Source organism: Parageobacillus sp. G301 (assembly GCF_030268025.1).
GTDB lineage: Bacteria > Bacillota > Bacilli > Bacillales > Anoxybacillaceae > Parageobacillus_B > Parageobacillus_B toebii.
Map to the genome: position 1 here is coordinate 38017 of NZ_BSDB01000003.1, position 23545 is coordinate 61561.

Consider the following 23545-nt stretch of genomic DNA (forward strand, 5'->3'; position numbering starts at 1 on the left):
ATTCCCACCCCGGAATTTTTTGATGAAATATATTAAAAAATTTCGAGGGTGGTTTCGCCCACAAGTAAACTGCCCTCGATATAAGGAGGGAAAAGTATGTTAAAAAAACGGGAGCTGCAAGATTGTCATGCACTCTACGAGCTGATGGTGCACCCGGACGTCTTCCCTTTCGTGCGCCAAAAAGCAAGCTCGTACGAAGAATTTTTATTTATGACGAAACAAATCATCGAAGCGGAAGAACGCGGTGAACTCATTTCCCGCACCATTTTAGATGAATGGGGAAATCCAATCGGCACAATCAGCCTATTTGACATACAAAATAACGCTGGATTTTTAGGCACATGGCTTGGAAAGCCATATCATGGCCAAGGATATAACCAACGTGCGAAAGAAGCATTTTTCCACGAATTATTTTACGAACTTTCCATTGAAACAGTATTTATGCGCATTCGCAAAGTGAACATCCGCTCCATCAAAGCGGCAGAAAAATTACCGTATGTTACCCCAGCGAATGAGACAAGAAAAAGTTTGCTGGAACAAATCGGGGCTGATGTATATAATTTATACGAAATTACAAAAGATAACTATACATTATATACCCTTCGCCATCCTTCTCAAATCGAACAAGAACAACGCAAAGAAGCGTAACGGGGCTGTGTACAACAGCCCTTTTTCTATTATTCATGCATAAAATGAACAAACGGTGGACAAACTAAAAATAAACAAATCTTGATAAAAGTGAGGGACAATAATGGCGGAAAAACGAAGACAAGAAAAAACGAAAAGCACGTTAACGAGAGCACAAGAAATAACGTATTCCCGCGACTTTAAATTAGCCGACCAAGCAGGCGGCTACACAGCAAAAAAAGCGAAACATTAGAAAACATTGTTATTTATACTTTGTCGGGCAAATGCCATCCTAAGTAGTGAATCGTACGATTCACATTATTGCTTAGGAGGAATTGATGATGGGTCGATCTCGCGGACAAAAAACGCGTGATAAAAACAAAGCAACTCTTCCGCAAGTCCCAAAACAACTGAAATCCGACGGACTAGATGTCGAATATTCTCGCGAATTTGCGGATCACGAAGACCTAGAAGCAGAAGCGCGCGCACAAGCAGCTGGCATTCGCCAAAGCAAAGCACGCAAAAAATAGCGCCTAAAGGCAGCTTATTTACGCTGCCTTTAGGCTTTTTCCTTTTCTAATTCTAAAATGTCGCTATACTGTTTATAAAACAGTCCGAGCTCCCCTTTATAATTTCCCTTCCACGGTTTATCTTTTCCACAATAATGAATAAACACTGTATTTTCCTGAATCCAATGTAAATCATGCTTTGGATTTGGCAATAACTGAATCATATCGTAATATCGCGCATCGTAATTATAACGATAACAATCCACTGGCTTAATTTTGTCCCAATATAAACCGTTTAGCACATCTTGATCAGGAAGCACAAGCTTAAACCGATTCTCACGAATAAATTGGTAAATATCCTCTAACCGAACTTCTTTTCTCATTAACTGCAAGTTCATCAGCATGACACCGGTGTTAAAGTATCCTTTTGCATTTGGGGTCTTTAGCCTCAGCTTATTAAATAAATTCGCTACTTTCGTGGAATGAGTATGCTCTGCGGCGATAAACATATTTCCTTCAAAATCCATATAATACAAATCATCGATCGGATTAATCGCAACAATATCTGGATCAAGATATAAAACGCGATCCAATTCTTGCGGCAAAAACTGGTGAGCAGCAAGACGATAATACATTTCCGAAGTATAATGACGAAATACAGGGGCATCGGCAAATAATTGAGGATCGACATAAATCGGAATCAGTCGATGGCCTTGTTGTTCTACAAACCGTTTCAATGACTCGACTTCCATCTCGGGAATACGCGAATATAATAGATAAAACGAAAAGGGTTTATGATTGTTGCAAAACAGCGAGTTCATTAATACTTTTAACGGCGGAATATAGTTCGAATTTAACGTCACAAGTATATGAAACATAAGCAATCACTTCCTTGTCCTTACCGTATATAGTCATACTATTCCCTTACATTATATAGTATGAGTAAAATATTTATGGGAGAAGATATGTATTTTGGGGTTGTATTTCCTAAAAAAGGAGATGGTAAACAAAATAGATGCAAAAAGGACTCTCTTCCTGTATTGCGATAAGTGCACAAAACCAAACACAAGGAGGGAAGAGAGTCCTGCGAAAAAGTTTATCATAAATGGGCAAACATTGAAAGAGATTGAATGGAACTGTTTTCGACGCTGCAAGAAACATACGGAAACATGCTTCGACAAGTATTGGAGTATATCGATCAAGAATTGGCTAAACATCGAGATAAGAACCGTTATTGCCTAAAAGATAAACAAACCGTACTCATTCCAGATGTTATTTAAAGAGGCGGAAGTTCAACGCAACGATTATTTTGATCGAGAAACAAGCGTCTATACTTGCTTGTTAGACCATTTTCTCCGCTTTGATTGGGAGGATCAGCCCGTTCTTGGAGGAAACAGCGATGGAATTGGCAATGGCGGATCCATTGTATCGTCAAAGCCGTCGAGACGCTAGAGAAGATGGTCGGCTATGCGGTGATGAGCCATGAAACGGGAAGCGAGCAGCTGAAGTCGTACGCGGGAATTCAATATCCCCAAGCACCAATTTATCAAGCGCTACAAGCATTGAAAGGGATTTAAACAAGTAGGGAAAGCACACACAAACAGGATAAGAGAATCAGAAAACGATTACAAAATATACCTAAAAAATCAAAACCTCAAAAAAATCTCCCACAAAATCTTGACTCAACCGTATCAGCGTTTTAGACAATACAAACGATAGGTCGATTCCCAACCGCTGCATCGATAAACAGTTCTTCCGACAAATGCGATATGCTCGTCCACATGCGAAAAAAAGCATGCCAACCTCTTGAAAAACAAACAGAGAGCCACCCTATGGCTCTCTGTTTTACAAATTTCAGCAATCAAAGAAACTTAATTTCGAATAAGGTAATCAAATGCACCTAAGGCTGCGGTAGCGCCTGACCCCATTGAAATAATGATCTGCTTATATGCGCTATCCGTGCAGTCACCTGCAGCAAACACTCCAGGGATGTTCGTAGCACCATGCTTATCGACAATAATTTCGCCGAAGCGATTGCGTTCAATCGTTCCATCTAACCAGTCCGTATTCGGCACCAAGCCGATCTGAACAAATACCCCTTGCAATTCAATATGATGTTCCTCTCCGGTTGCCCGGTCGATATAAGTGATGCCATTTACTTTGTCCGTACCGGTAATTTCTTTTGTTTGCACGTTCTTTAAAACCGTTACGTTAGGCAGGCTATAAAGGCGCTCTTGTAAAACAGCATCGGCTTTCAGCTCCGGCATAAACTCAAGAACGGTGACATGCTTTGCAATGCCTGCAAGATCAATGGCTGCCTCAATACCGGAATTGCCGCCACCAATGACCGCAACATGTTTTCCTTCAAACAACGGACCGTCGCAATGTGGGCAGTATGCGACCCCTTTGTTCTTAAACTCCACCTCGCCTGGTACGCCAAGATTGCGCCAGCGAGCCCCCGTTGCAATAATAACCGTCTTGCTTTTTAAAACGGCGCCATTCTCAAGCTCGATTTCAATAAGATCTTTCTTTTCCAAGCGTTTGGCACGCTGTAAATTCATAATATCAATATCGTACTGTTTGACATGCTCTTCAAGGCTTGCTGCAAGCTTAGGGCCTTCCGTATATTTCACACTGATAAAGTTTTCAATGCCTAATGTATCCAATATTTGACCGCCAAAACGTTCCGCAACAATGCCTGTACGAACGCCTTTACGCGCCGCATAAATCGCTGCAGTTGCTCCGGCTGGTCCGCCACCGACAACCAGTACATCAAATGGTTCTTTTTCAGCGAAATGTGATGCGTCCAAAGTATTCCCCATCTTCGCCAAAATTTCCTCCAATGACATCCGGCCGCTACCAAAGAGCTCTCCATTTAGGAATACTGTTGGAACTGCCATAATTCCTTTTCTTTCCGCTTCGTCCTTAAAGGCTGCGCCATCGATCATCGTATGCGAAATGCCCGTGTTCAGGACGCTCATCAAGTTCAACGCTTGAACCACATCAGGACAATTATGGCATGTCAAACTCACGTAAGTTTCGAAGTGATAGGTGCCTTTTATGCTTTTAATTCGGTCAATCACGTTCTGATCAACCTTTGGCGGTCTTCCGCTTACTTGAAGCAGAGCAAGCACTAAGGAAGTAAACTCATGCCCTAAAGGAACACCAGCGAATGTTATACCAGTATCTTCGCCGATACGATTAACACTAAAGCTTGGCGTTCTTTGCAACTGCGTTTTCTCTACTTTAATTTTTGGTGACATTGCGGCCAATTCATCGACTAAAGCAAGCATGTCGCGGGAAACTTGATCGTCTCCCGCGCTCACTTTTAGAACAATGTCATTTTCCATCAATTGTAGATATTGGGCTAATTGCGCTTTTATCTCAGCATCCAATATCATGGTGTTACCTCCTTAAATTTTCCCTACAAGATCAAGGCTCGGTTTAAGCGTTTCAGCCCCTTCTTGCCATTTCGCTGGACAAACTTCGCCTGGATGGTTGCGGACGTATTGTGCCGCTTTAATTTTGTTAATAAGCGTGCTTGCATCACGGCCGATACCGTCAGCATTAATTTCCACCGCTTGGATGACACCGTCTGGATCGATGATGAACGTACCGCGCTGAGCAAGACCCTCCTCTTCATCAAGCACATCAAACATGCGAGATAGCTTTTGAGAAGGGTCGCCGATCATAATGTACTCGATTTTGCTGATTGTTGGAGACGTATCGTGCCATGCTTTATGTGTAAAATGTGTATCTGTTGAAACAGAATACACTTCAACGCCAAGCTCTTTTAAAGTCGCGTAGTTATTTTGCAAATCTTCAAGCTCCGTAGGACATACGAATGTAAAGTCAGCTGGATAGAAGCAAACTACACTCCATTTACCTTGAAAGTCTTGTTCCGTAACTTCAATAAACTCCCCATTATGATACGCTTTTGCACGGAATGGTTGTACCTTTTTTCCAATTAGAGACATCATTCATCTACCTCCTGAAAATAGTGTTAGAATAGTCAATAGCTTAATTAAAATATTGATTAAATTATAATAATTTTAATTCGATATTTATTATCATATAGTAGTATCTATTTGTCAATAGATATGATTTAATTTCTTTCTATTTGGGTTGAACGCAAATCTCCATATGGAATGCTTCTTTGTGATCCACGTCCCTTCGTGGTGTGACAGACACCTATCACGAATAAATTGGTAAATATCCTCTAACCGAACTTCTTTTCTCATTAACTGCAAGTTCATCAGCATAACACCAGTGTTAAAGTATCCTTTTGCATTTGGGGTCTTTAGCCTCAGCTTATTAAATAAATTCGCTACTTTCGTGGAATGAGTATGCTCCGCGGCAATAAACATATTTCCTTCAAAATCCATATAATACAAATCATCGATTGGATTAATCGCAACAATGTCTGGATCAAGATATAAAATGCGATCCAATTCTTGCGGCAAAAACTGGTGAGCAGCAAGCCGATAATACATTTCTGAAGTGTAATGACAAAATACAGGGGCATCGGCAAATAATTGAGGATCGACATAAATCGGAATCAGTCGATGGCCTTGTTGTTCTACAAACCGTTTCATGACTCGATTTCCATCTCGGGAATACGCGAATATAATAGATAGAACGAAAATGGTTTATGATTGTTGCAAAACAGCGAGTTCATTTAATACTTTTAACGGCGGAATATAGTTCGAATTTAACGTCACCAGTATATGAAACATAAGCAATCACTTCCTTGTCCTTACCGTATAGTCATACTATTCCCTTACATTACTATATAAATTTTCATCACGTTCCCAACATATTTTAATGATAAAATAAAAAGGAAACTTTCCCCATATCATTAACTAAATTACTTTATAAGATGTCGTTATTATTCCTTACGCAGCCAAAATAGGTGATGCAACCATTTTATCTTTCACCGCAATATTTGTACTAATTAACATTTATGCATATTTTTAGTTATACTCTATTTGTCATTCATGAAAAAAGCAGCGCAATTACTGCTCCAATTTTTGCTGTTAGTCGCAATGGGAATGAGAAAAGCGTTTTTGAAATAACTTCGTGATGAGAAAAGAGATAACAAATGAAAAAAGTAGACAAATAAGCGATGGAAAATGAGTTGGTCTAACAAACTGAACTTTAGTTGAAAAATGCTCCGCCTCTTTCCATAATGACGGATCCGGGGGATACAACATCGTCAACAGCATTCCTGAGAACCATTGAACGATGACAAAGATGGAGATGAAACTAAGAGAAAATACTATATATTTTTTCACAATCCCCCTCCTTTCTTTATTTATGTCCATACGAATTTTCCCCTAAAAGTTTCATTTTTCTATCTTATACAAAAATAAAAACAGCAGTGGAATGCTGCTGTTTTATCATCCGTGAACGGCCGCAAACCCTGGCTCACCGTCAAATAAGTAAAGATTTTCTGTTTTAATGCAATCAAATCCAGCCGTAACAAGCTGGTTGTATAATTCGACAATCTGCCGATGTTCGATCGTTTCGCCTTGTTCCGCATGGAAGCGGCAGCGCCAATGGTCGGTGCAGAACGTTTCCGGAAGTCCTCCTGGATATACCTTCACTCCGCGGTTCGTAATAACCCGAAGCTTGAGGTTGCCAACTTTAAATTGCTCCAACGCTTTGCCGAGCTCTTCTGCCGTGCCTTTATCCCAATCAAGGAAAATGTCCACGCCAAATAATTCTTTCTTTTGTTTTTGCCGCGGTTTCAGCACCGCGTGAAGCTTTGGCGCTTCTTTATAGGAAACTGGAGAAAGTTTTTCCGGAAGCTGGCCGAGACGGTCGATGACCGCTTGGGCAAACTCTTTTGTTCCCACTTGCTGTTTGCTGATTCCTTCGCGGTAAATGTCAAACGTATGGATGCCATCTTCAATGGTTTTTAACCAAGCGTTATGCACGCGCGACGCTACTTCCGGCTGGCCGATATGCTGCAGCATCATCACTGCTGCTAAAAGCAATCCGGATGGATTGGCAAGATTTTTTCCCGCAAGCGGTGGAGCAGATCCGTGAACCGCTTCAAACATCGCACATTGATCACCGATGTTCGCCGAACCTCCAAGCCCGACAGAACCAGAAATTTGCGCCGCAATATCTGACATAATATCGCCATATAAGTTTGGCATGACAATGACATCAAATTCTTCTGGGCTATTCGCTAATTTTGCCGCGCCGATATCGACAATCCACGTTTCTTTTTCAATATCCGGATACTCTTTGCCGATTTCTTCAAACATGCGGTGGAAAATGCCGTCTGTCAGTTTCATAATGTTGTCTTTTACAAAACAGGTTACTTTTTTGCGGCCATAGCTGCGCGCATATTCAAACGCATAGCGGATCACTTTTTCCGAGCCAGGCTGGGTAATCAATTTCAAGCATTGATATACTTGTTCCGTTTGGCGATGCTCAATGCCGGCGTACAAGTCTTCTTCATTTTCGCGAATAATGACGACATCCATATTTGGGTGTTTCGTTTCGACAAACGGATAATACGCTACAGCCGGGCGGACATTTGCGTAAAGTCCAAGCGCTTTCCGAATCGTTACGTTTAAGCTTTTATACCCTCCGCCTTGCGGTGTTGTAATTGGCGCTTTTAAAAATACTTTCGTTCTTCTTAACGAATCCCACGCACTCTCCTCTAGACCAGTCGTGCCGCCGCGAAGATATACTTTTTCCCCAATCTCAATCGTTTCAATATCTAGTTGCGCACCGGCAGCGTCTAAAATTTTTAGCGTCGCATCCATAATTTCAGGACCGATTCCATCTCCGTACGCAACCGTAATCGGTGTTTTGCTCATCTGAATCCTCCCTTTGTTGTCTATGTTGTTATATAAATGTGATCTATAATAATCCACTACTACGCAGCAGCGGAAGATCACTCTCCATCCCGCAGCTATATTGTTTCAGTACTATCTTTTCATCTCTCATGCTTATGTATCCAACAGTAATGGCCAGTATCATCATGCCATATATGATAATAACAAAATATTATTAAAATTTCCTTAAAAAATTTAAATTTTTTCCTATACACAAATATTGACCTATTAGCCATCTCATAAACAAAGCAACAGATCATCGCATTTTCACATAATAATGTGAAGATGTGGCCATGTATAACGATTCGCATTCAAGCAACCGGCATAATATCAGTAAATTTTTTATTGCATACAAATATAATTTTACCATTTTTCTAGTATCCATATTTTTTATTTCTCCACGATCATTTCTTTCCCATTCACTGTTATTCATTACCTTTTATGTTATAGTTAATATAAATACCGTTAACTTCCAACATGTAAACAGCAAATATTATATGATTTAAACACGATTGGGGGAAAATGAATGATCAAAAGAGGAATGGTGTCATTTTTCGTCATCATGATTAGTTCCATTTTATTATCTTCCTGCAGTGAAAAACCTTCACCGCATGATGCATTGCAAAAATATACGAAATTGTGGACAAACCAACAATTTGAAGACATGTATGCGATGCTATCTAAACAAGCAAAACAAAACATATCAAAGGAAAATTTTATAAATCGCTATAAAAAAATTTATAAAGATATCAAAGTAACTAATTTATCGATAAAACCATTGCCAGCAGAAGAAAAAAAAGAGGACGATAAGAAAGAACAAATCAAACTCCCTTTTTCCGTAAAAATGAACACAATTGCCGGCCCGATCCAGTTTGAGCATGAAGCATTGCTTGTCAAAGAAAAACAACACGATGACGAGCAATGGTATGTTCAATGGGATACGACATATATTTTTCCGCAATTACAAAAGGGGGATAAAGTTCGTATTGCCATTACCGCCGGAAAACGCGGGGAAATATACGACCGCAACGGGCTGCCGCTCGCGATGAACGGAGCCGCCTACGAAATCGGCATTGTTCCTGGAAAAATGGGCGAAAACGAGGAATCCATTAAAAAACAGCTTGCCGAGCTGCTCCATATCCCTGTCGAATACATTAACGAAAAATTAAACGCCGCTTGGGTACAGCCTGATTATTTTGTTCCAATTCAAAAAGTGGCAAAATCGGAAACCGCGCTATTAGAAAGCGCCCTCAACATCCAAGCTGTAGCAGTAAAAGAGGCAGCAGAAAGGGAATATCCATTCGCGGAGGCCGCTGCCCATCTGGTTGGATATATCGGCAATATTACAGATGAAGAACTAAGCAAATTAAAAAACAAAGGATATTCGCCATCCGACCGCATCGGAAAACGCGGGCTCGAGGAACTGTTTGAAGAGCGTCTCAAAGGACAAGACGGCGCTAAAATCTATATCGAAAAAAAAGATGGTTCGACAGTGACGGTCGCTGAATCTAAACCAAAAAACGGAGAAACAATTACTCTTACGATCGATGCCAAACTGCAAAAAACGATTTATGAAAATATGAAAAGAAGAGCTGGAACCGCCGCTGCCATTCACCCGTTGACCGGCGAAATTCTCGCCTTAGTCAGCTCCCCTTCGTTCAATCCAAACGAGTTTGTACTCGGAATTTCAGCAGAGGAATACAAAAAATTAGAAAATAATCCGCTAAAACCGTTAATTAATCGTTTTGCCGCCACCTATGCGCCTGGGTCAGCCATCAAACCTATTATCGGTGCAATCGGCCTTGAAAAAGGCATCATTACTCCTGAACAAACGAAAACGATTGCCGGGAAAAAATGGCAACCGAAAGACGGATCATGGGGAAATTACTTTGTGACAAGAGTAAGCGATCGTTTACAAAACGTCAACCTCCAAAATGCGCTCATTTATTCCGATAATATTTATTTCGCCATGGCCGGTCTGGATCTCGGACCGAATAAATTGAAAGAAGGGTTGCACTCATTCGGATTTGGCGAAAAATTGCCGTTTCCATACCCGATTCCATCTTCGCAAATATCGAATACAGGCGAGCTGAAGACAGGTCCACAACTGGCGGATACCGCCTATGGCCAAGGACAAATGCAGATGAGCATTCTTCATCTTGCCGCTGCATACACACCGTTTGTAAACAATGGTGATTTATTACAACCAATTTTAGAAAAAGGACAACAAAAAACCGTTTGGAAACAACAGATCATTTCAGCAAAAACTGCGAACATCATCGCAGAAGGGTTAAAACAAATAGTCGCCAATCCAAATGGAACCGCACACGGCGCTTATATGAAAGATATTATATTAGCAGGAAAAACCGGGACCGCTGAATTGAAAGATAAAAAAGGAGAAAAAGGAAAAGAAAATGGGCTGTTTGTCGCATACAATGCCAATCATCCTGACCTTCTCATTGCCATGTTAATAGAGGATGTACAAAATGATCATGGCAGCAAATACGTTGTAAATATCGTGAAAAACATTTTTCAAACGGTAAAATCACATTAACGGAGTTCAATCACGAGCTCCCTTTATTCTGAATAATTTTTTGACTATTTACAATTATAAATTTATTATTTATAATAAAACTTAACAAACCGTCTTCCGTCGGTTTTGCGGCTGACGCTACGCAGACGGTACATAACACGATGAAGACGCGACAATTTTATATTGTTTGCAATGGATAAAGAACTGTATCGATCTGACCAGCATTTCTTTGCCGAAATGCTCCCTCAGGTCGTGAAAGCCGGTTCCTTTCTTCGCAAAGAAAAGGAGCCGGCTTTTTATTTTCCCGCATAAGGAGGTGAACGAATGCCAGGCGCGTTAGACGGCGTTCGCATTTTAGATATGACGCGTGTCCTCGCAGGGCCCTACGCCACGATGATTTTAGGCGATCTTGGCGCTGATGTGATTAAAGTCGAAGCACCGGGCGGATCGGATGATACAAGATTTTGGGGACCTCCCTTTCAAAACGGAATGAGTGCCTATTACACTGCGGTCAACCGCAACAAACGAAGCATTACTGTTAATTTGAAAGAAGAAAAAGGAAAAAACATCATTCGTCATCTTGCCAAAACAGCAGACGTCGTCATTCATAATTTCAAAACAGGAACAATGGAAAAATTAGGACTTGATTACGATCATCTCTCATCCATCAATCCGCGACTCATTTACTGCTCGATTACCGGATTTGGAGAGACAGGCCCATACCGCCATTTACCTGGATATGATTATATTATCCAAGCGATGAGCGGATGGATGAGCATTAATGGCACCGCATCATCAGGACCGCTTAAAGTCGGAGTAGCCATTACCGATGTCTTTACCGGTTTGTATGCGGCAATCGCTATTCAAGCGGCTCTCCTCGCCCGTGAAAAAACAGGACGCGGGCAAAAAATTGATATTTCGTTATTCGACTCGGCGATCAGCGCGCTCGTCAACGTTGCGGCTAACTATTTAATGTCTGGCAACGTACCAACTCCTTTAGGAAACGAACATCCGAACATTGTTCCGTATTCAACGTACGAAGCAAGCGATGGGCCGATTGTAATCGCCGTTGGGAACGATCGGCAATTTCAAGCGTTTTGCGAGCTTCTTTCCGACCCGACAATAGGAACAGATCCACGCTTTCAAACGAATCCAAGCCGTGTTGCCTACCGCGAAGAACTCAACAGACGCATTAATGAAGAAGTGAAAAAACGGACGCGGGCAGAGTGGCAGCGCCTGCTTGCCGAAAAAGGTATACCGTGCGGCCCGGTGCAAAATCTTGAACAATTGTTCCAGCATCCACAGACGCTAGCCCGCGACATGGTCATTATGATGAAGCATGAAAAGGTGGGGCCGCTGCAGCTTGTCGGAAGCCCGCTCAAACTATCCGATACAAAAATATCGTATCGTCTGCCGCCTCCGATTGCCGGAGAGCATAACGACGAAATTATAAGAGAAATCATGAATGAAACGGGGGAGGATGTATTATGATGAATTTCGATTTTACTCCAGAACAAGAAATGCTTCGCAGCACCGTGCGCAAATTTGTCGATAAAGAAATTATGCCATACATCAAAGAATGGGATGAACGAGGATATTTTGATCCGAATATTTTCAAACGGCTTGCGGAGTTAAACTTAATGGGCGTGTGCATTCCGGAAGAATACGGTGGAATGGGCATGGACTACAACTCGCTTGCAATCGTCTGTGAGGAGTTAGAACGAGGTGATACAGCGTTTCGCACTGCCGTCTCCGTACACACAGGATTAAATAGCTTAACCTTGTTGCAATGGGGCACAGAAGAACAAAAACAAAAATATCTCGTTCCGCAAGCAAAAGGCGAAAAAATTGGCGCTTTCGGCCTGACGGAGCCAAACGCTGGATCGGATGTTGCCAGCATTTCCACAACAGCTGTTCGCGATGGGGACTACTACATTTTAAACGGGCAAAAAACATGGATTTCCCTTTGTGACATCGCCGATCACTTTATCGTATTTGCCTACACCGATAAATCGAAAAAACACCGAGGCATCTCCGCTTTTATTGTCGAACGGACAATGCCTGGCTTTTCATCAAAAGCGATTAAAGGAAAACTAGGCATCCGCGCCGGCAACACAGGTGAGCTGTTCTTTGACAACGTCCGCGTCCCGAAAGAAAACCTACTTGGCGAAGAAGGAGAAGGATTTAAAATCGCCATGTCCGCCCTCGATAACGGAAGATTCACGGTTGCCGCCGGGGCGGTCGGCCTGATTATGGCTTGCTTGGAAGCAAGCGTCAAGTATTGCCATGAGCGCAAAACTTTTGGCAAAGAAATCGGACGCCATCAGCTTGTGCAGCAAATGATCGCCAGAATGGAAGCTGGATTGCAAATTAGCCGTTTGCTCGTCTATAAAGTAGGTTTTTTGAAAAATCAAGGCCGCCGCACAACAAGAGAAGCATCACTCGCAAAGTGGATCGCGTGCGACTTCGCTAATCAAGCAGCCGACGATGCCGTCCAAATTCACGGTGCATACGGCTACTCCAACGAATACCCTGTCGAACGCTATCTTCGAAATTCAAAAGCGCCGGTCATCTATGAAGGAACACGGGAAATTCATACGATCATGCAAGCGGAATATGTGCTTGGCTACCGTCAGGATAAACCGCTGCGCAAAATGCTTCCGCCTTGGAATCCGGATTCGGTGAAACTTTAACATAAAAAGGCCCTCGCTTATACGAGGGCTTTTTACTGTATATTTTCCTGCATTTTGCAATATTGCTTGTATAAATCTTTTAGCGCCGCACACAACGCCGAATTCGCCTTTCCTAAATACCCTTCATTCAGCTGCTCTAAAATGGAATCAATCCCGTCCCTTAGCGAATGGCCTTTAAGCAGGCGTGCAACATAATCGCGCCCATGTTCTGTTGCCAGCGTACACGAAGCGTCGACAATCACCCCGTACTTTTTATCAATTTCCGCCGTAATCGTCAGCGTATCATATACGCTTTTTGCCGCCATTCCCGCGGGCAGCCGTGCGTGTCCTGCAATAAATTGCGTGTTCATCTCCCTCTCCCCTTACGTAAAGATGTCTACTATAAGATTATAAAACAACATTAATCATAATTTTTTTAAATATATCGACAAACTTTTTTGATCATAAATTTGCTGCACTGTTGTCATCATCTATCGATTTCCTTATCCGCTCTTTATGGACGTGCAACAATAATGCTATAATGTGCTCAAACGAACGCCTCGGATGGAAAGTAAGCGTAAAGGGGGCTTGTATGTCTCCATCCTTTAGCAAAAACCTACAAGCCGTCAGAAGCCTCGCTTCAAACGAAGTAAAGTGGCAGATCGTTCACTAGGGGTGGTAACATGGACCGATTTACTGTTTCCTCGATTGCAAAAGTAATGAATGAATTATTTCCTAAAGAAGCTTCTTTCGTGATTTCGGATGATAAGCGCTATATTTATTACCAACCAAGCAAACAAATTGATTTAAAAATTCGTCCCGGAGACAAAATCAAACCGGAATCGGTCACTTACAAAGCCTTGACTGTTCAACGGAAAATCGCAGAGCAAAAAGATAGCCGTGTTTTTGGAGTACCTTATTTCGGGATATCCGTCCCAATTTTAGATGATGGCAACCCGAAAGGCTGCGTTACCGCCATATTGCCAAGAAAGCCGCTGATTACAATGCCGTATTTAACGATCCGAGTGATGGATCGTTGGCTGCCTGTTCCTTTCGAGAGCGTGATCTATTTAGAAGCCCAAAATCGCAAAACATTCGTAAAATCGACTTATGCGGAAGGCTACCATAAATACAACTTAACAGAACTGGAATTTTCCCTTCCTGATGATAAATTTGTTCGGTGTCATCGATCCTATATCATTAACATTCATCACATTACAGAGATTCACCCAGATTCGCATTCTACTTTTTTATTGGTGATGAAAGACGGATCAAGAGTACCCGTGAGCCAAACATATGCAAGCCATTTTCGAAAGCTTCTCTGCTTTTAATGTGTGTAACTGCACATCAAAACAGTTTCTTCCGCTATACAGCCCCCTTCCTTTTGCCAATCTCTCTAAAGAGCTCATGGAAAGTGAGCTCTTTATTTATGGAAACAGCTTACTTTTCCATAACTTTTTCACTTTCAATTCATGTGCAATGATTTTCCCTGTTTATTGATCGGTTTTCTATTTTTTCTCCTTTATGTATTAAAAATTCTTTTTTAGTCGAAAATAAAGCCCTTTTATTCATTTTTGAATGATTTTTTACAACTAAATAGATAGAATATTTTAAAAAATAAAATAAGAGGTGAGCATCATTGGATAAACAAATTTCCGAGTTAATCGGTAATTCCCGTTTAAGGAGCCGAATTGTAACGGCAGAAACAGCAGCTTCATGGATTAAAGACGGTATGACGCTCGGTTTGAGCGGATTTACCCGCGCGGGCGATGCCAAGGCAGTTCCTTTTGCACTGATTGAAAAAGCAAAACAACAACCTTTAAAAGTAAATGTATATACAGGCGCCTCACTAGGCTCGGATATTGATAAAACAATGGCAGAAGCAGGAATTATCAATAAACGGCTTCCGTTTCAGGCTGATTCTGTTATGCGCAAAAAAATTAATCAAGGGGAAATCTTGTTTATTGATCAACATTTATCACATACAGCAGAATTAGTGCGTGCAGACGTATTAAATCCTATCGATTTCGCAATCGTGGAAGCGATTTCGATAACTGAAGACGGAATGATTATCCCTACTACTTCCGTAGGAAATTCTTCGATCTTTGTGAAAAAAGCCCGACACGTTATTGTCGAATTGAACACAGCCCAACCAAAAGAACTAAAAGGACTTCATGACATTTACGAAGTCGGCAACCAGGGAAAACGCGAACCGATTCCTTTAACAAAAGTAGACGATCGAATCGGAACAATTGGTATTCCGGTAGATGAAGATAAAATTATTGGAATCGTTTTGACAAACCAACTTGATTCTCCATCCACGATTGTGCCTCCAGATGCGGAAACAGCTGCTATAGCGAATCATTTAATCAATTTTCTACGAAAGGAAGTCGCAGCAGGCCGACTTTCTGAAAATTTAGCGCCGATTCAGGCAGGCATTGGTTCTGTTGCGAACGCTGTCCTTTACGGTTTATTGGATTCGGAATTTTCTAATTTAGAAGTTTATTCAGAAGTTCTTCAAGATGCCATGTTTGACCTCATCGATGCTGGAAAAGTCCGGTTCGCTTCCGGCTGCTCTATTACTTTGTCTCAAAACAAAATGAAACAAGTGTATTCCAATTTAGATGCTTACCGAGACAAGCTGATCCTTCGTCCTCAAGAAATTTCTAATCATCCGGAAATCGTTCGCCGTCTCGGACTCATTTCCATCAATACAGCCTTGGAAGCAGATATATACGGAAATGTTAATTCTACACATGTTCGCGGCACAAACATGATGAACGGCATCGGTGGTTCAGGCGACTTTGCCCGCAATGCACGCCTTACCATCTTCGTGACAAAATCCATTGCAAAAAATGGAGCTATTTCAAGCATCGTTCCATTCGTATCGCACGTTGACCATACCGAACATGACGTGGATGTGATTATCACAGAATATGGTTATGCCGATCTTCGCGGGTTGGCGCCAATCGAACGCGCACCTCTTATCATTGAAAATTGCGCACACCCGGATTACCGTCCGCAGTTGCGCGAATACTTCGAGGAAGCGCTTAAGCGCGGTGGCCAAACACCGCACGTCTTGGAAAAAGCGTTCTCATGGCATATCAATTATGAAAAATACGGAACAATGTTAGAACCGAAATATCAACTGCAAACTCAATGACAAAATATTAAAAGAGGGGGAATCTTCACGAAGATACCCCCTCTTTTATCAAACCGCGCATATCCTATAAAAAAGGATTGTTCTCATGATTTTGTTTAGTATTGTGCATATAAGTTTCTACATAAATTCTCTCCGAATCTGAAGCATTCTTTGCCCCCTCTTCAGGATCTATTTTCATATTTCTTTTTTTGGCGACAAAATCTATAATGCCTCCCAAGAGAAGCAGTCCAACGATTAGTATAATCCATCCCATTTTATCACCTCCTGCTTTTATTTTAACACTTATTGATAACAACTCCATTTACTGGATGAAAAAAAGTGCGGCTTAATGTAGGGGATAGTGGAACAAAAAAGCAATCTCTTTAAAAGCGGGGTAACCTTTATCAGGATACCCTCCCATCAAACATCAAATGCTATAGTAGTCTATTGTTATTGTTGTTTATCGGGCTCTTTCGTCACCTGAAACTGCTTTAGCATGTTGTCAAATCTAGCTCCGTGTCCTTCGCTCGCTTCGACAAAGTAATGCTGCTCGATGACGAACGTTCCTCCCTGGCCGTTATCGACAAGATAATACTTTGCTACTTCATCATTCCATTGCTGGCCGCTTTCTCCGTGAGCATGCTGATCTACATTAGCCATTCGCGCATAATCATCTATATAATCGCTCATCGCCACCATTTTTGCTTGTTTTTTCATTAGTCGATTACATTCATTGAGCAAAATCCGGTAAAACCAAGGCTTAAACGCTTTGACCGGATCGAAGCGGTCAATATGATCATACACACGGATAAACGTTTCTTGCACCGCATCAGCGGCGTTTGCCCTGCTTTTTGTAACTACTATAGCCACCCTTAAAGCGTATTCCGCATATAAATGATAAAGCTCGGCAAACGCCTTCTCATCCCCCTACTGAATCCTTTGGATGATTTCCTTCTCCATCCACCTCCTCAGTGCTGTTTTCACTTTATATACCCCGATAAAAAGCAAAATGTTTTCGTTTTCGATAACAAAATCTTAATAAATTCTGTAATAAAGAAAGAAAAACATCTAATAGCCATTCATGAATTTTTTTATTAGCAATAGCAATTTCCTATAAACTTTTCCATACGATAAATAAAGCTTACTTGACATATCGGCTTTTAATCATTAAAAATTCTATGTGTCAGGAGGGATTAACAGTGAATGTTTACCTAATCATTCTCAACATTGCTGTATTGCTATTATTGATTGGTGTTTTGGCCTATATGCAAAAGAAACATATTTCCTTCTCCAAACGGGTGTTTACTGCCCTTGGACTAGGAATCGTCTTTGGGTTCGCATTGCAGGGAGTGTACGGGGCTGATTCCGCTATCGTCCAGCATTCCACCCAATGGTTTGACATTGTCGGTACAGGATATGTAAAGCTATTGCAAATGATTGTTATGCCATTAGTTTTTATTTCTATCGTTATGGCGTTTACCAAACTTTCTATATCTAATAATTTAGGAAAAATCGCCACGCTCATTATTGGGTTATTACTAGGCACTACGGCGATAGCTGCTTCCATCGGTATCATGACCTCATTAGGCTTTCAATTAGAGGCAATGGAAATTCCTTCAGGAGAGGCGGAACAGGCACGTGGACAGGAGTTAGAACAAAAATATGAACAAATTCAAAACCTGTCTTTCCCGCAAAAAATTATCGAGCTGCTTCCGGCAAACCCATTTTTAGATTTCACAGGACAACGCAGCACATCCACCATAGCGGTTGTTATTTTTGCGGCCTTTGTCGGCATTGCTTATTTAGGAGTTGCCAGAAAACAGCCTGAACAAGCGGAAATGTTCAAAAAAATAGTGGATGCCTTGTACGCTATTGTCATGCGTATCGTCACGTTAGTGCTCCGTTTAACACCTTACGGAATTTTAGCCATTATGTCCCGAGTGACTGCGACAAGCGATATCGACGCAATTGCAAAACTAGGGAAATTTGTCGTCGCTTCCTATATTGCACTTTTCATTATGTTTGCCATTCATTTGCTAATTTTGGCGCTTGCGGGACTAAACCCTATTACTTACGTAAAAAAAGTGCTGCCGGTACTATCGTTTGCATTCACTTCCCGTTCAAGCGCGGCCACTCTTCCATTGAATGTGAAAGCACAAACAACCGCACTTGGCGTTCCGGAAGGCATCGCCAACTTTGCTGGCTCATTTGGGCTGTCAATTGGGCAAAATGGCTGTGCTGGCATTTATCCTGCCATGCTTGCAGTAATGATCGCGCCAACCGTCAGCATCGATCCAACTTCTCTTGCCTTTATTTTGACGCTTATTCTAGTCGTCACCATCAGTTCGTTTGGGGTTGCAGGCGTTGGCGGTGGGGCTACGTTTGCGGCGATTTTAGTGCTGTCGACTATGAATCTACCAGTAGCATTGGCTGGATTGCTCATTTCCGTAGAGCCGTTGATTGACATGGGAAGAACTGCCCTAAACGTCAGCGGAAGCATGACTGCCGGTGTAGTCACCAGCCGCATCACTAAAGAATTGAATTTAAATATCTATAACGGAGAAACGCAAAAACTAGAAGCATAAGGCTTGGATATGTTTCCCGTTTTCCCACCACGTCAAAACTGCCAGCTGCACTTGCGCGGCAAATGAAAGAAGAAGGCCTGAATATGGTGAACTGGCATCTGTCAAAAGAATTACGGTATGGGTTCAGTATTCAACAGAACCCATGCCGTTTTATAATAATAATGGCTTGTTGCACTTCTTCAACAGTTTGCGACAAAATTGAAACATGTCATGGCACGACAGATTATAGGGAAGAATAGAATTTCTTACATAATCTGTGGTTCTGCAAAGTGAGGTATGAGTGGTTGACGAGTGGATTTAGTTTATGAAGGAAGTTAGGATCTTTTTGTTGTAGTAAAAGGCAGTTATAATTTAAAAATGGGTTTTATCATGACTTTTTTGATTCCCGGAATAAGTATTTCTGGTCATATAGGTGGATTTGTTGGAGGAATTCTTTTATCTCCTTTTGTATTTAAGAAACAAAAGAATTTGGAATTTAGCATTAGTGGATAACGTTTATATTTCATTAAAAGAGAACACATGATTGGCTTGATTCTTTAGGAGGTTACTGAAGGATCGGGGTCAGGGTTCATCACAATTTTTGATATCGCAGCGCTTACTGCAATATAATGCAATATAAAAAGATGTGTTAGTGAATTTATCAGAATATATCCAATCTTTATCAGACATACTACTATTAAATGAGTGATATTTGGTATGATAACCATTTATTTCAAAAAATAAAAATTAATGGAGTAAGGAAGAAGAACATGAATAAGAAAAGAATGTTTTATTTAGATCCACCTAAAATATTGGTATTAGGGTTTAGTTTCATTATTCTTATTGGTGCATTTCTTTTAACTTTACCTGCAGCAACAGTAGATGGGAAGGGGCTTCCGTGGTTAGATGCTTTATTTACGGCTACTTCTGCTACTTGTGTAACTGGCTTGGTCGTCGTGGATACTGGTACGACGTTTACATTATTTGGGCAATTAGTCATCCTAGCACTGATTCAAATTGGCGGATTAGGATTTATGACCTTTGCCACCCTTTTTGCTTTGATCTTAGGTAAAAGAATTTCATTAAAAGAAAGGTTATTAATAAAAGAATCATTAAATAATTTGTCAATTGATGGCGTTGTTCGGCTAGTGAAAAGAATATTGATTTTTACTGCCGTTATCGAGCTGATTGGCGGTATTTTGCTTGCGATTCGTTTTTCCTTTGATATGCCGTTGCCTAAAGCAATTTATTTTGGCTTTTTCCATGCCATCTCAAACTTTAATAACGCGGGATTTGACTTAATGGGTGATTTCAGAAGCTTGACCGGCTACGTGGATGATCCGCTGGTGACTCTCGTCGTATGTACTCTCATTACACTGGGCGGCATTGGTTTTATTGTTATGAATGAAGTATATGAGTACCGTCAGACGCGCCGTTTTTCTTTACATACAAAAATCGTGTTTGTTATGAGTTCGATCTTGGTTGTTTTTGGAACTATTCTTATTTTTATTTTGGAATATCATAATCCGAAAACATTGCAGCCATTATCACCATTAGGAAAATTTTTAGCATCCTTATACCAAGCGGTTACACCGAGAACGGCTGGTTCAAATACACTGAATATCCCGGATTTAACGCAGCCGACTCTCTTTCTCATCATCTTTTTAATGTTTATAGGAGCATCTCCTGGATCAACAGGCGGGGGGATTAAAACGACGACCTTTGCTACTCTGTTAGGCGCGGTTTGGTCAAATATAAAGGGCAAAGAAGATGTAATTTTTTTCCGAAACCGTATATTGTATGACACGATTTATAAAGCTCTGACCGTAACAGTAAGCGGCTTATTTGTTGTCATGATGATAACGATGCTTCTAACGATAACCGAACCGAATAAAGACTTTTTGATGATTTTGTTTGAGGCAACGTCGGCATTTGCTACAGTAGGGTTATCGATGGGGTTAACGCCTGAATTATCTCCTGTCGGAAAAATTCTTATTATATTAACCATGTTTGCAGGAAGGGTAGGCCCTTTAACGATCGCTTATGCCGTTACTTTACATCGAAAACCGGATCCATTTAAATTTCCAAAGGGAAAGATTATGATCGGATAGTAATTTATATCATAAAGGGGGACGAAAGAACATGAAAGGACAATATGCTGTGATCGGATTAGGAAGATTCGGTTCTAGTCTGGCCACGACCTTGCACCAGGCTGGAAATGAAGTTTTGGCCATTGATCGAAATGAAGAACGAATTGAAGAATATAAAGATCATGTTACATATGCGGTTGTCGCTGACTCAACAGATGAAGAAGCATTAAAGAGTGTCGGCATTCGAAATTTTGACGCTGTCATCGTAGCGATTGGTGATGATATTCAAGCAAGCATTTTAACGGTGTTAATCCTTAAAGAATTAGGGGTCAAGAAAGTTGTGGCAAAAGCCATTAATAAACGGCACGGTCAAGTCTTATATAAAGTGGGGGCTGATTGGGTTGTATTTCCGGAACGGGATATGGGAGAGCGGGTTGCAACCCAGCTCATGTCACCGAACGTGCTTGACTATATTGAACTCGCGAAAGATTATAGTATAAAAGAAGTAAAAGTCCCCCCGTCAATGATCGAAAAAAATTTAAGAGAATTAAATCTCAGGGCAAGGTTTAATATAACGGTCATCGCTATTATCAGCGATGGAAAAGTAAGCATTTCCCCTTCGCCTGATCGAATCATTAAAGAAGGAGATATATTAGTCGTGATCGGGGAAAATAAAGATTTGGACCAGTTTGAAAAGTTTGACTAAAAACGGTTTTTAATAAAGTGGTTGAAGCATTATTGTTTCAAGTAGGTTGTTTTTAAAATGGCCGGAGAAAAAGACCGAAATCAATCGGTCTTTTTTTATGTGCTGGTCAACTATCGCCAACCGTTAGCCAACCCATGCGTCGCTTCGCGGCACCACAGATGATGAAAGTTAATTCGTTCTTCCATGGGAGTTGAACAAGAACATTTTTGTATTTTCTTATCTTGCAAAACTGGTAAAGTTCAATAGGCTTCATTGCGTATCCGAATCATCCTTTTGAAGCTCCACAGATAGGACAATTTTGAAGTGAAAGCGGTAATTCCAAACCACAGCTATCTAGCAATTCCTCATTGGATAAAATCTCCTCTGTAGTTCCATCTGCAGCTATTTCACCTTTTTTTATCACAATAATTCTTTTACAGGTTTCAAACACCATGTCCAAATCGTGACTGGTAATTATCTTCGTATGCTCAAAGCTTTTTAACAAATCAATAACTCTCCGTCTTGATTTTGGGTCCAGGCCTGCAGTTGGCTCATCCATGATCAATACATCAGGTTGCATGGATAAAACGGATGCAATTGCGGCAGATCGCTTTTCCCCACCTGATAGTTTATAGGGTGCACGGTCTTTCAAATGAGGTATTCCAACCATCTCCAATGCCTGTATCACCCGTCTCTCCACATCTTTCTCCTCAAGCTTATAATTTCGTGGTCCAAAGGCAACGTCATCATAAACAGTAGTCATGAACAATTGATCGTCAGGGTCTTGAAAAACCATTCCCAATCTCTGGCGTATCATCGGTAATGTCTTTTTTGTTACACGAACATCTCCTACCAGTACTTCTCCGCCATCTGGAAAGAGAACCCCCATCAACAGCATCAAAAGCGTAGACTTCCCAGCACCATTCGCACCAATGATTCCTACTGATTCACCATGATGAATGGAAAAAGACATATTTTTAATCGCTTCATGTCCATCCGGATACGAAAAATGCAAATTTCTTACTTCAATTTTATGATGACTCATCTATCGAATCACTCCTGTAAACAATGACCCTATCAATACAGGTATATTGTAAATTCTTGCAATAACAAAAAACAGACTCCATGCAGTGAAATAGGCAAGATCTTTAACGCTTAGTTTTGAAATATCTCCGGTATGGTACTCTCCTGTAAAGCCTCTTAAACTCATTGCCTGATATACCCGCTCTGCTCTCTCAAAAGTCCTTAGCAATATTTGTCCGGCAAAAGAACCCCAAACGCTCCATTTTATTCCCTTTTGTCCTGGCGCCCTGAGGGAATACGCCCTCATCATCCTAGAAACCTCTTCGATCAGCACGGATATATATCGGTATGTTAATAAAAGCTGTAAGACAAAAATCTTAGGAACTTTGAGCATCCGCAAAGCTGCGGCCAACCGATCCATACCCGTAGTTGCAATAAGTAAAATGCTTGCTGTCACTGTTAAAGTGGATTTTATAAAAATGGATAAAAAAGTAACCCATCCTCTTGAAACAGCAATTCCACCAAGCACCACTTTAGAATGATCAAACAATGGATTTAATATTCCAATTCCGATGATTAAAGGCTCAACAAGCAATATCATTTTTAGAATTGGCGCAACTGGTATCTCTGCAAAGGCAAAAATTAGTACAGGAAAAAAAATAAAAGGCAAAAGACCGCTTATTTCATATCTTTCAAATGACACAACCACAGTCAAATAAACGACTGTGGTCAGCAGCTTTATTAGCGGATGAATTCTGTGTATAAAGGTCTCTTTCCGCGCCAGGTCATCCAGAAGCCTCATATTAGATAATGAATTTATCATGTTCGCCATTTAAATCAATTCCT

At 41.0% G+C, this 23545-nt stretch carries 20 protein-coding genes and 2 pseudogenes; 12 read left to right on the forward strand and 10 right to left on the reverse strand.

All coding sequences use genetic code 11. From position 1 onward, the window contains the following. Nucleotides 1–96 precede the first annotated feature (96 nt). From QSJ37_RS16090 to QSJ37_RS16100, 3 genes are all read left to right on the forward strand, one after another. The gene (locus tag QSJ37_RS16090; protein WP_285756213.1) at nt 97–648 is read left to right on the forward strand and encodes a GNAT family N-acetyltransferase; all 552 of its coding nucleotides are present in this window, start codon (nt 97–99) and stop codon (nt 646–648) included. A 103-nt stretch (nt 649–751) separates the two neighbouring features. Continuing rightward, nucleotides 752–880, forward strand: a complete 129-nt coding sequence (locus QSJ37_RS16095; RefSeq protein ID WP_285756214.1) for a YfhE family protein — start codon at nt 752–754, stop codon at nt 878–880. Nucleotides 881–968: 88 nt separating this feature from the next. Continuing rightward, nucleotides 969–1157 carry a YfhD family protein gene (locus QSJ37_RS16100; protein WP_205424633.1) on the forward strand — a complete coding sequence of 63 codons (189 nt, stop codon included), beginning with the start codon at nt 969–971 and terminating at the stop codon, nt 1155–1157. 29 nt (nt 1158–1186) lie between these two features. On the opposite strand, the gene QSJ37_RS16105 is transcribed toward QSJ37_RS16100, so the two are convergent. After that, entirely contained in the window at nt 1187–2014 is an 828-nt protein-coding gene (locus tag QSJ37_RS16105; RefSeq protein WP_285756215.1) for a glycosyltransferase family 8 protein, read from the reverse strand. 252 nt (nt 2015–2266) lie between these two features. On the opposite strand from QSJ37_RS16105, the gene QSJ37_RS16110 reads away from it, so the two are divergent. After that, nucleotides 2267–2416: a UPF0236 family protein gene (locus QSJ37_RS16110; RefSeq protein WP_244380546.1), complete on the forward strand. Its 150-nt coding sequence runs from the start codon at nt 2267–2269 to the stop codon at nt 2414–2416. A 591-nt stretch (nt 2417–3007) separates the two neighbouring features. Here QSJ37_RS16110 and ahpF read toward each other — a convergent pair. The 4 genes and pseudogenes from ahpF to QSJ37_RS16130 all read right to left on the reverse strand — a co-directional run bounded on the left by ahpF (nt 3008) and on the right by QSJ37_RS16130 (nt 7972). Beyond that, nucleotides 3008–4537 carry an alkyl hydroperoxide reductase subunit F gene (gene ahpF, locus QSJ37_RS16115; protein WP_244380545.1) on the reverse strand — a complete coding sequence of 510 codons (1530 nt, stop codon included), beginning with the start codon at nt 4535–4537 and terminating at the stop codon, nt 3008–3010. Between the two features lie 12 nt (nt 4538–4549). Then, a complete protein-coding gene (gene ahpC / locus QSJ37_RS16120; RefSeq protein WP_061580044.1) occupies nt 4550–5113 on the reverse strand; it encodes an alkyl hydroperoxide reductase subunit C in 564 nt (187 codons plus the stop codon). A 114-nt stretch (nt 5114–5227) separates the two neighbouring features. After that, nucleotides 5228–5872 (reverse strand): annotated as a pseudogene (locus tag QSJ37_RS16125) (glycosyltransferase family 8 protein). 663 nt (nt 5873–6535) lie between these two features. Then, a complete protein-coding gene (locus QSJ37_RS16130) occupies nt 6536–7972 on the reverse strand; it encodes an NADP-dependent isocitrate dehydrogenase (RefSeq protein WP_285756219.1) in 1437 nt (478 codons plus the stop codon). Between the two features lie 544 nt (nt 7973–8516). Between QSJ37_RS16130 and QSJ37_RS16135 the strand changes: the two genes are divergently transcribed. The 3 genes from QSJ37_RS16135 to QSJ37_RS16145 all read left to right on the forward strand — a co-directional run bounded on the left by QSJ37_RS16135 (nt 8517) and on the right by QSJ37_RS16145 (nt 13216). Then, complete coding sequence (locus tag QSJ37_RS16135) at nt 8517–10544, forward strand: penicillin-binding transpeptidase domain-containing protein (RefSeq protein WP_285756220.1); 2028 nt, start codon at nt 8517–8519, stop codon at nt 10542–10544. Between the two features lie 303 nt (nt 10545–10847). Further along, nucleotides 10848–12014 (forward strand): CaiB/BaiF CoA transferase family protein, encoded by a 1167-nt coding sequence (locus tag QSJ37_RS16140; protein ID WP_285756221.1) that lies wholly within the window; start codon nt 10848–10850, stop codon nt 12012–12014. Then, nucleotides 12011–13216: an acyl-CoA dehydrogenase family protein gene (locus QSJ37_RS16145; RefSeq protein WP_012749168.1), complete on the forward strand. Its 1206-nt coding sequence runs from the start codon at nt 12011–12013 to the stop codon at nt 13214–13216. The genes QSJ37_RS16140 and QSJ37_RS16145 overlap by 4 nt, the downstream gene beginning before the upstream one ends. Before the next feature lie 32 nt (nt 13217–13248). On the opposite strand, the gene QSJ37_RS16150 is transcribed toward QSJ37_RS16145, so the two are convergent. Continuing rightward, nucleotides 13249–13566, reverse strand: coding sequence for a DUF3870 domain-containing protein (locus QSJ37_RS16150; protein WP_062677537.1), 318 nt, complete (start codon nt 13564–13566; stop codon nt 13249–13251). A 312-nt stretch (nt 13567–13878) separates the two neighbouring features. On the opposite strand from QSJ37_RS16150, the gene QSJ37_RS16155 reads away from it, so the two are divergent. Beyond that, on the forward strand, nt 13879–14526 hold the full coding sequence (locus QSJ37_RS16155; protein ID WP_285756222.1) for a LytTR family DNA-binding domain-containing protein: 648 nt from the start codon (nt 13879–13881) through the stop codon (nt 14524–14526). Nucleotides 14527–14834: 308 nt separating this feature from the next. Beyond that, a complete protein-coding gene (locus QSJ37_RS16160) occupies nt 14835–16358 on the forward strand; it encodes a succinyl-CoA:acetate CoA-transferase ScpC (protein WP_285756223.1) in 1524 nt (507 codons plus the stop codon). Nucleotides 16359–16422: 64 nt separating this feature from the next. On the opposite strand, the gene QSJ37_RS16165 is transcribed toward QSJ37_RS16160, so the two are convergent. Continuing rightward, on the reverse strand, nt 16423–16611 hold the full coding sequence (locus tag QSJ37_RS16165; RefSeq protein ID WP_012749164.1) for a hypothetical protein: 189 nt from the start codon (nt 16609–16611) through the stop codon (nt 16423–16425). Nucleotides 16612–16787: 176 nt separating this feature from the next. Beyond that, nucleotides 16788–17240: pseudogene (locus QSJ37_RS16170) on the reverse strand (RNA polymerase sigma factor); the annotation flags it as partial. 296 nt (nt 17241–17536) lie between these two features. On the opposite strand from QSJ37_RS16170, the gene QSJ37_RS16175 reads away from it, so the two are divergent. The 3 genes from QSJ37_RS16175 (at nt 17537) to QSJ37_RS16185 (ending at nt 21697) form a co-directional block, all read left to right on the forward strand. Continuing rightward, entirely contained in the window at nt 17537–18922 is a 1386-nt protein-coding gene (locus QSJ37_RS16175) for an L-cystine transporter (RefSeq protein WP_285756224.1), read from the forward strand. A 749-nt stretch (nt 18923–19671) separates the two neighbouring features. Beyond that, entirely contained in the window at nt 19672–21012 is a 1341-nt protein-coding gene (locus tag QSJ37_RS16180) for a TrkH family potassium uptake protein (RefSeq protein ID WP_062677533.1), read from the forward strand. Nucleotides 21013–21043: 31 nt separating this feature from the next. Next, a complete protein-coding gene (locus QSJ37_RS16185) occupies nt 21044–21697 on the forward strand; it encodes a potassium channel family protein (protein WP_285756225.1) in 654 nt (217 codons plus the stop codon). A 265-nt stretch (nt 21698–21962) separates the two neighbouring features. On the opposite strand, the gene QSJ37_RS16190 is transcribed toward QSJ37_RS16185, so the two are convergent. After that, the gene (locus tag QSJ37_RS16190; protein WP_285756227.1) at nt 21963–22721 is read right to left on the reverse strand and encodes an energy-coupling factor ABC transporter ATP-binding protein; all 759 of its coding nucleotides are present in this window, start codon (nt 22719–22721) and stop codon (nt 21963–21965) included. After that, a complete protein-coding gene (gene cbiQ / locus QSJ37_RS16195) occupies nt 22722–23531 on the reverse strand; it encodes a cobalt ECF transporter T component CbiQ (RefSeq protein ID WP_285756228.1) in 810 nt (269 codons plus the stop codon). Nucleotides 23532–23545: the final 14 nt, after the last annotated feature.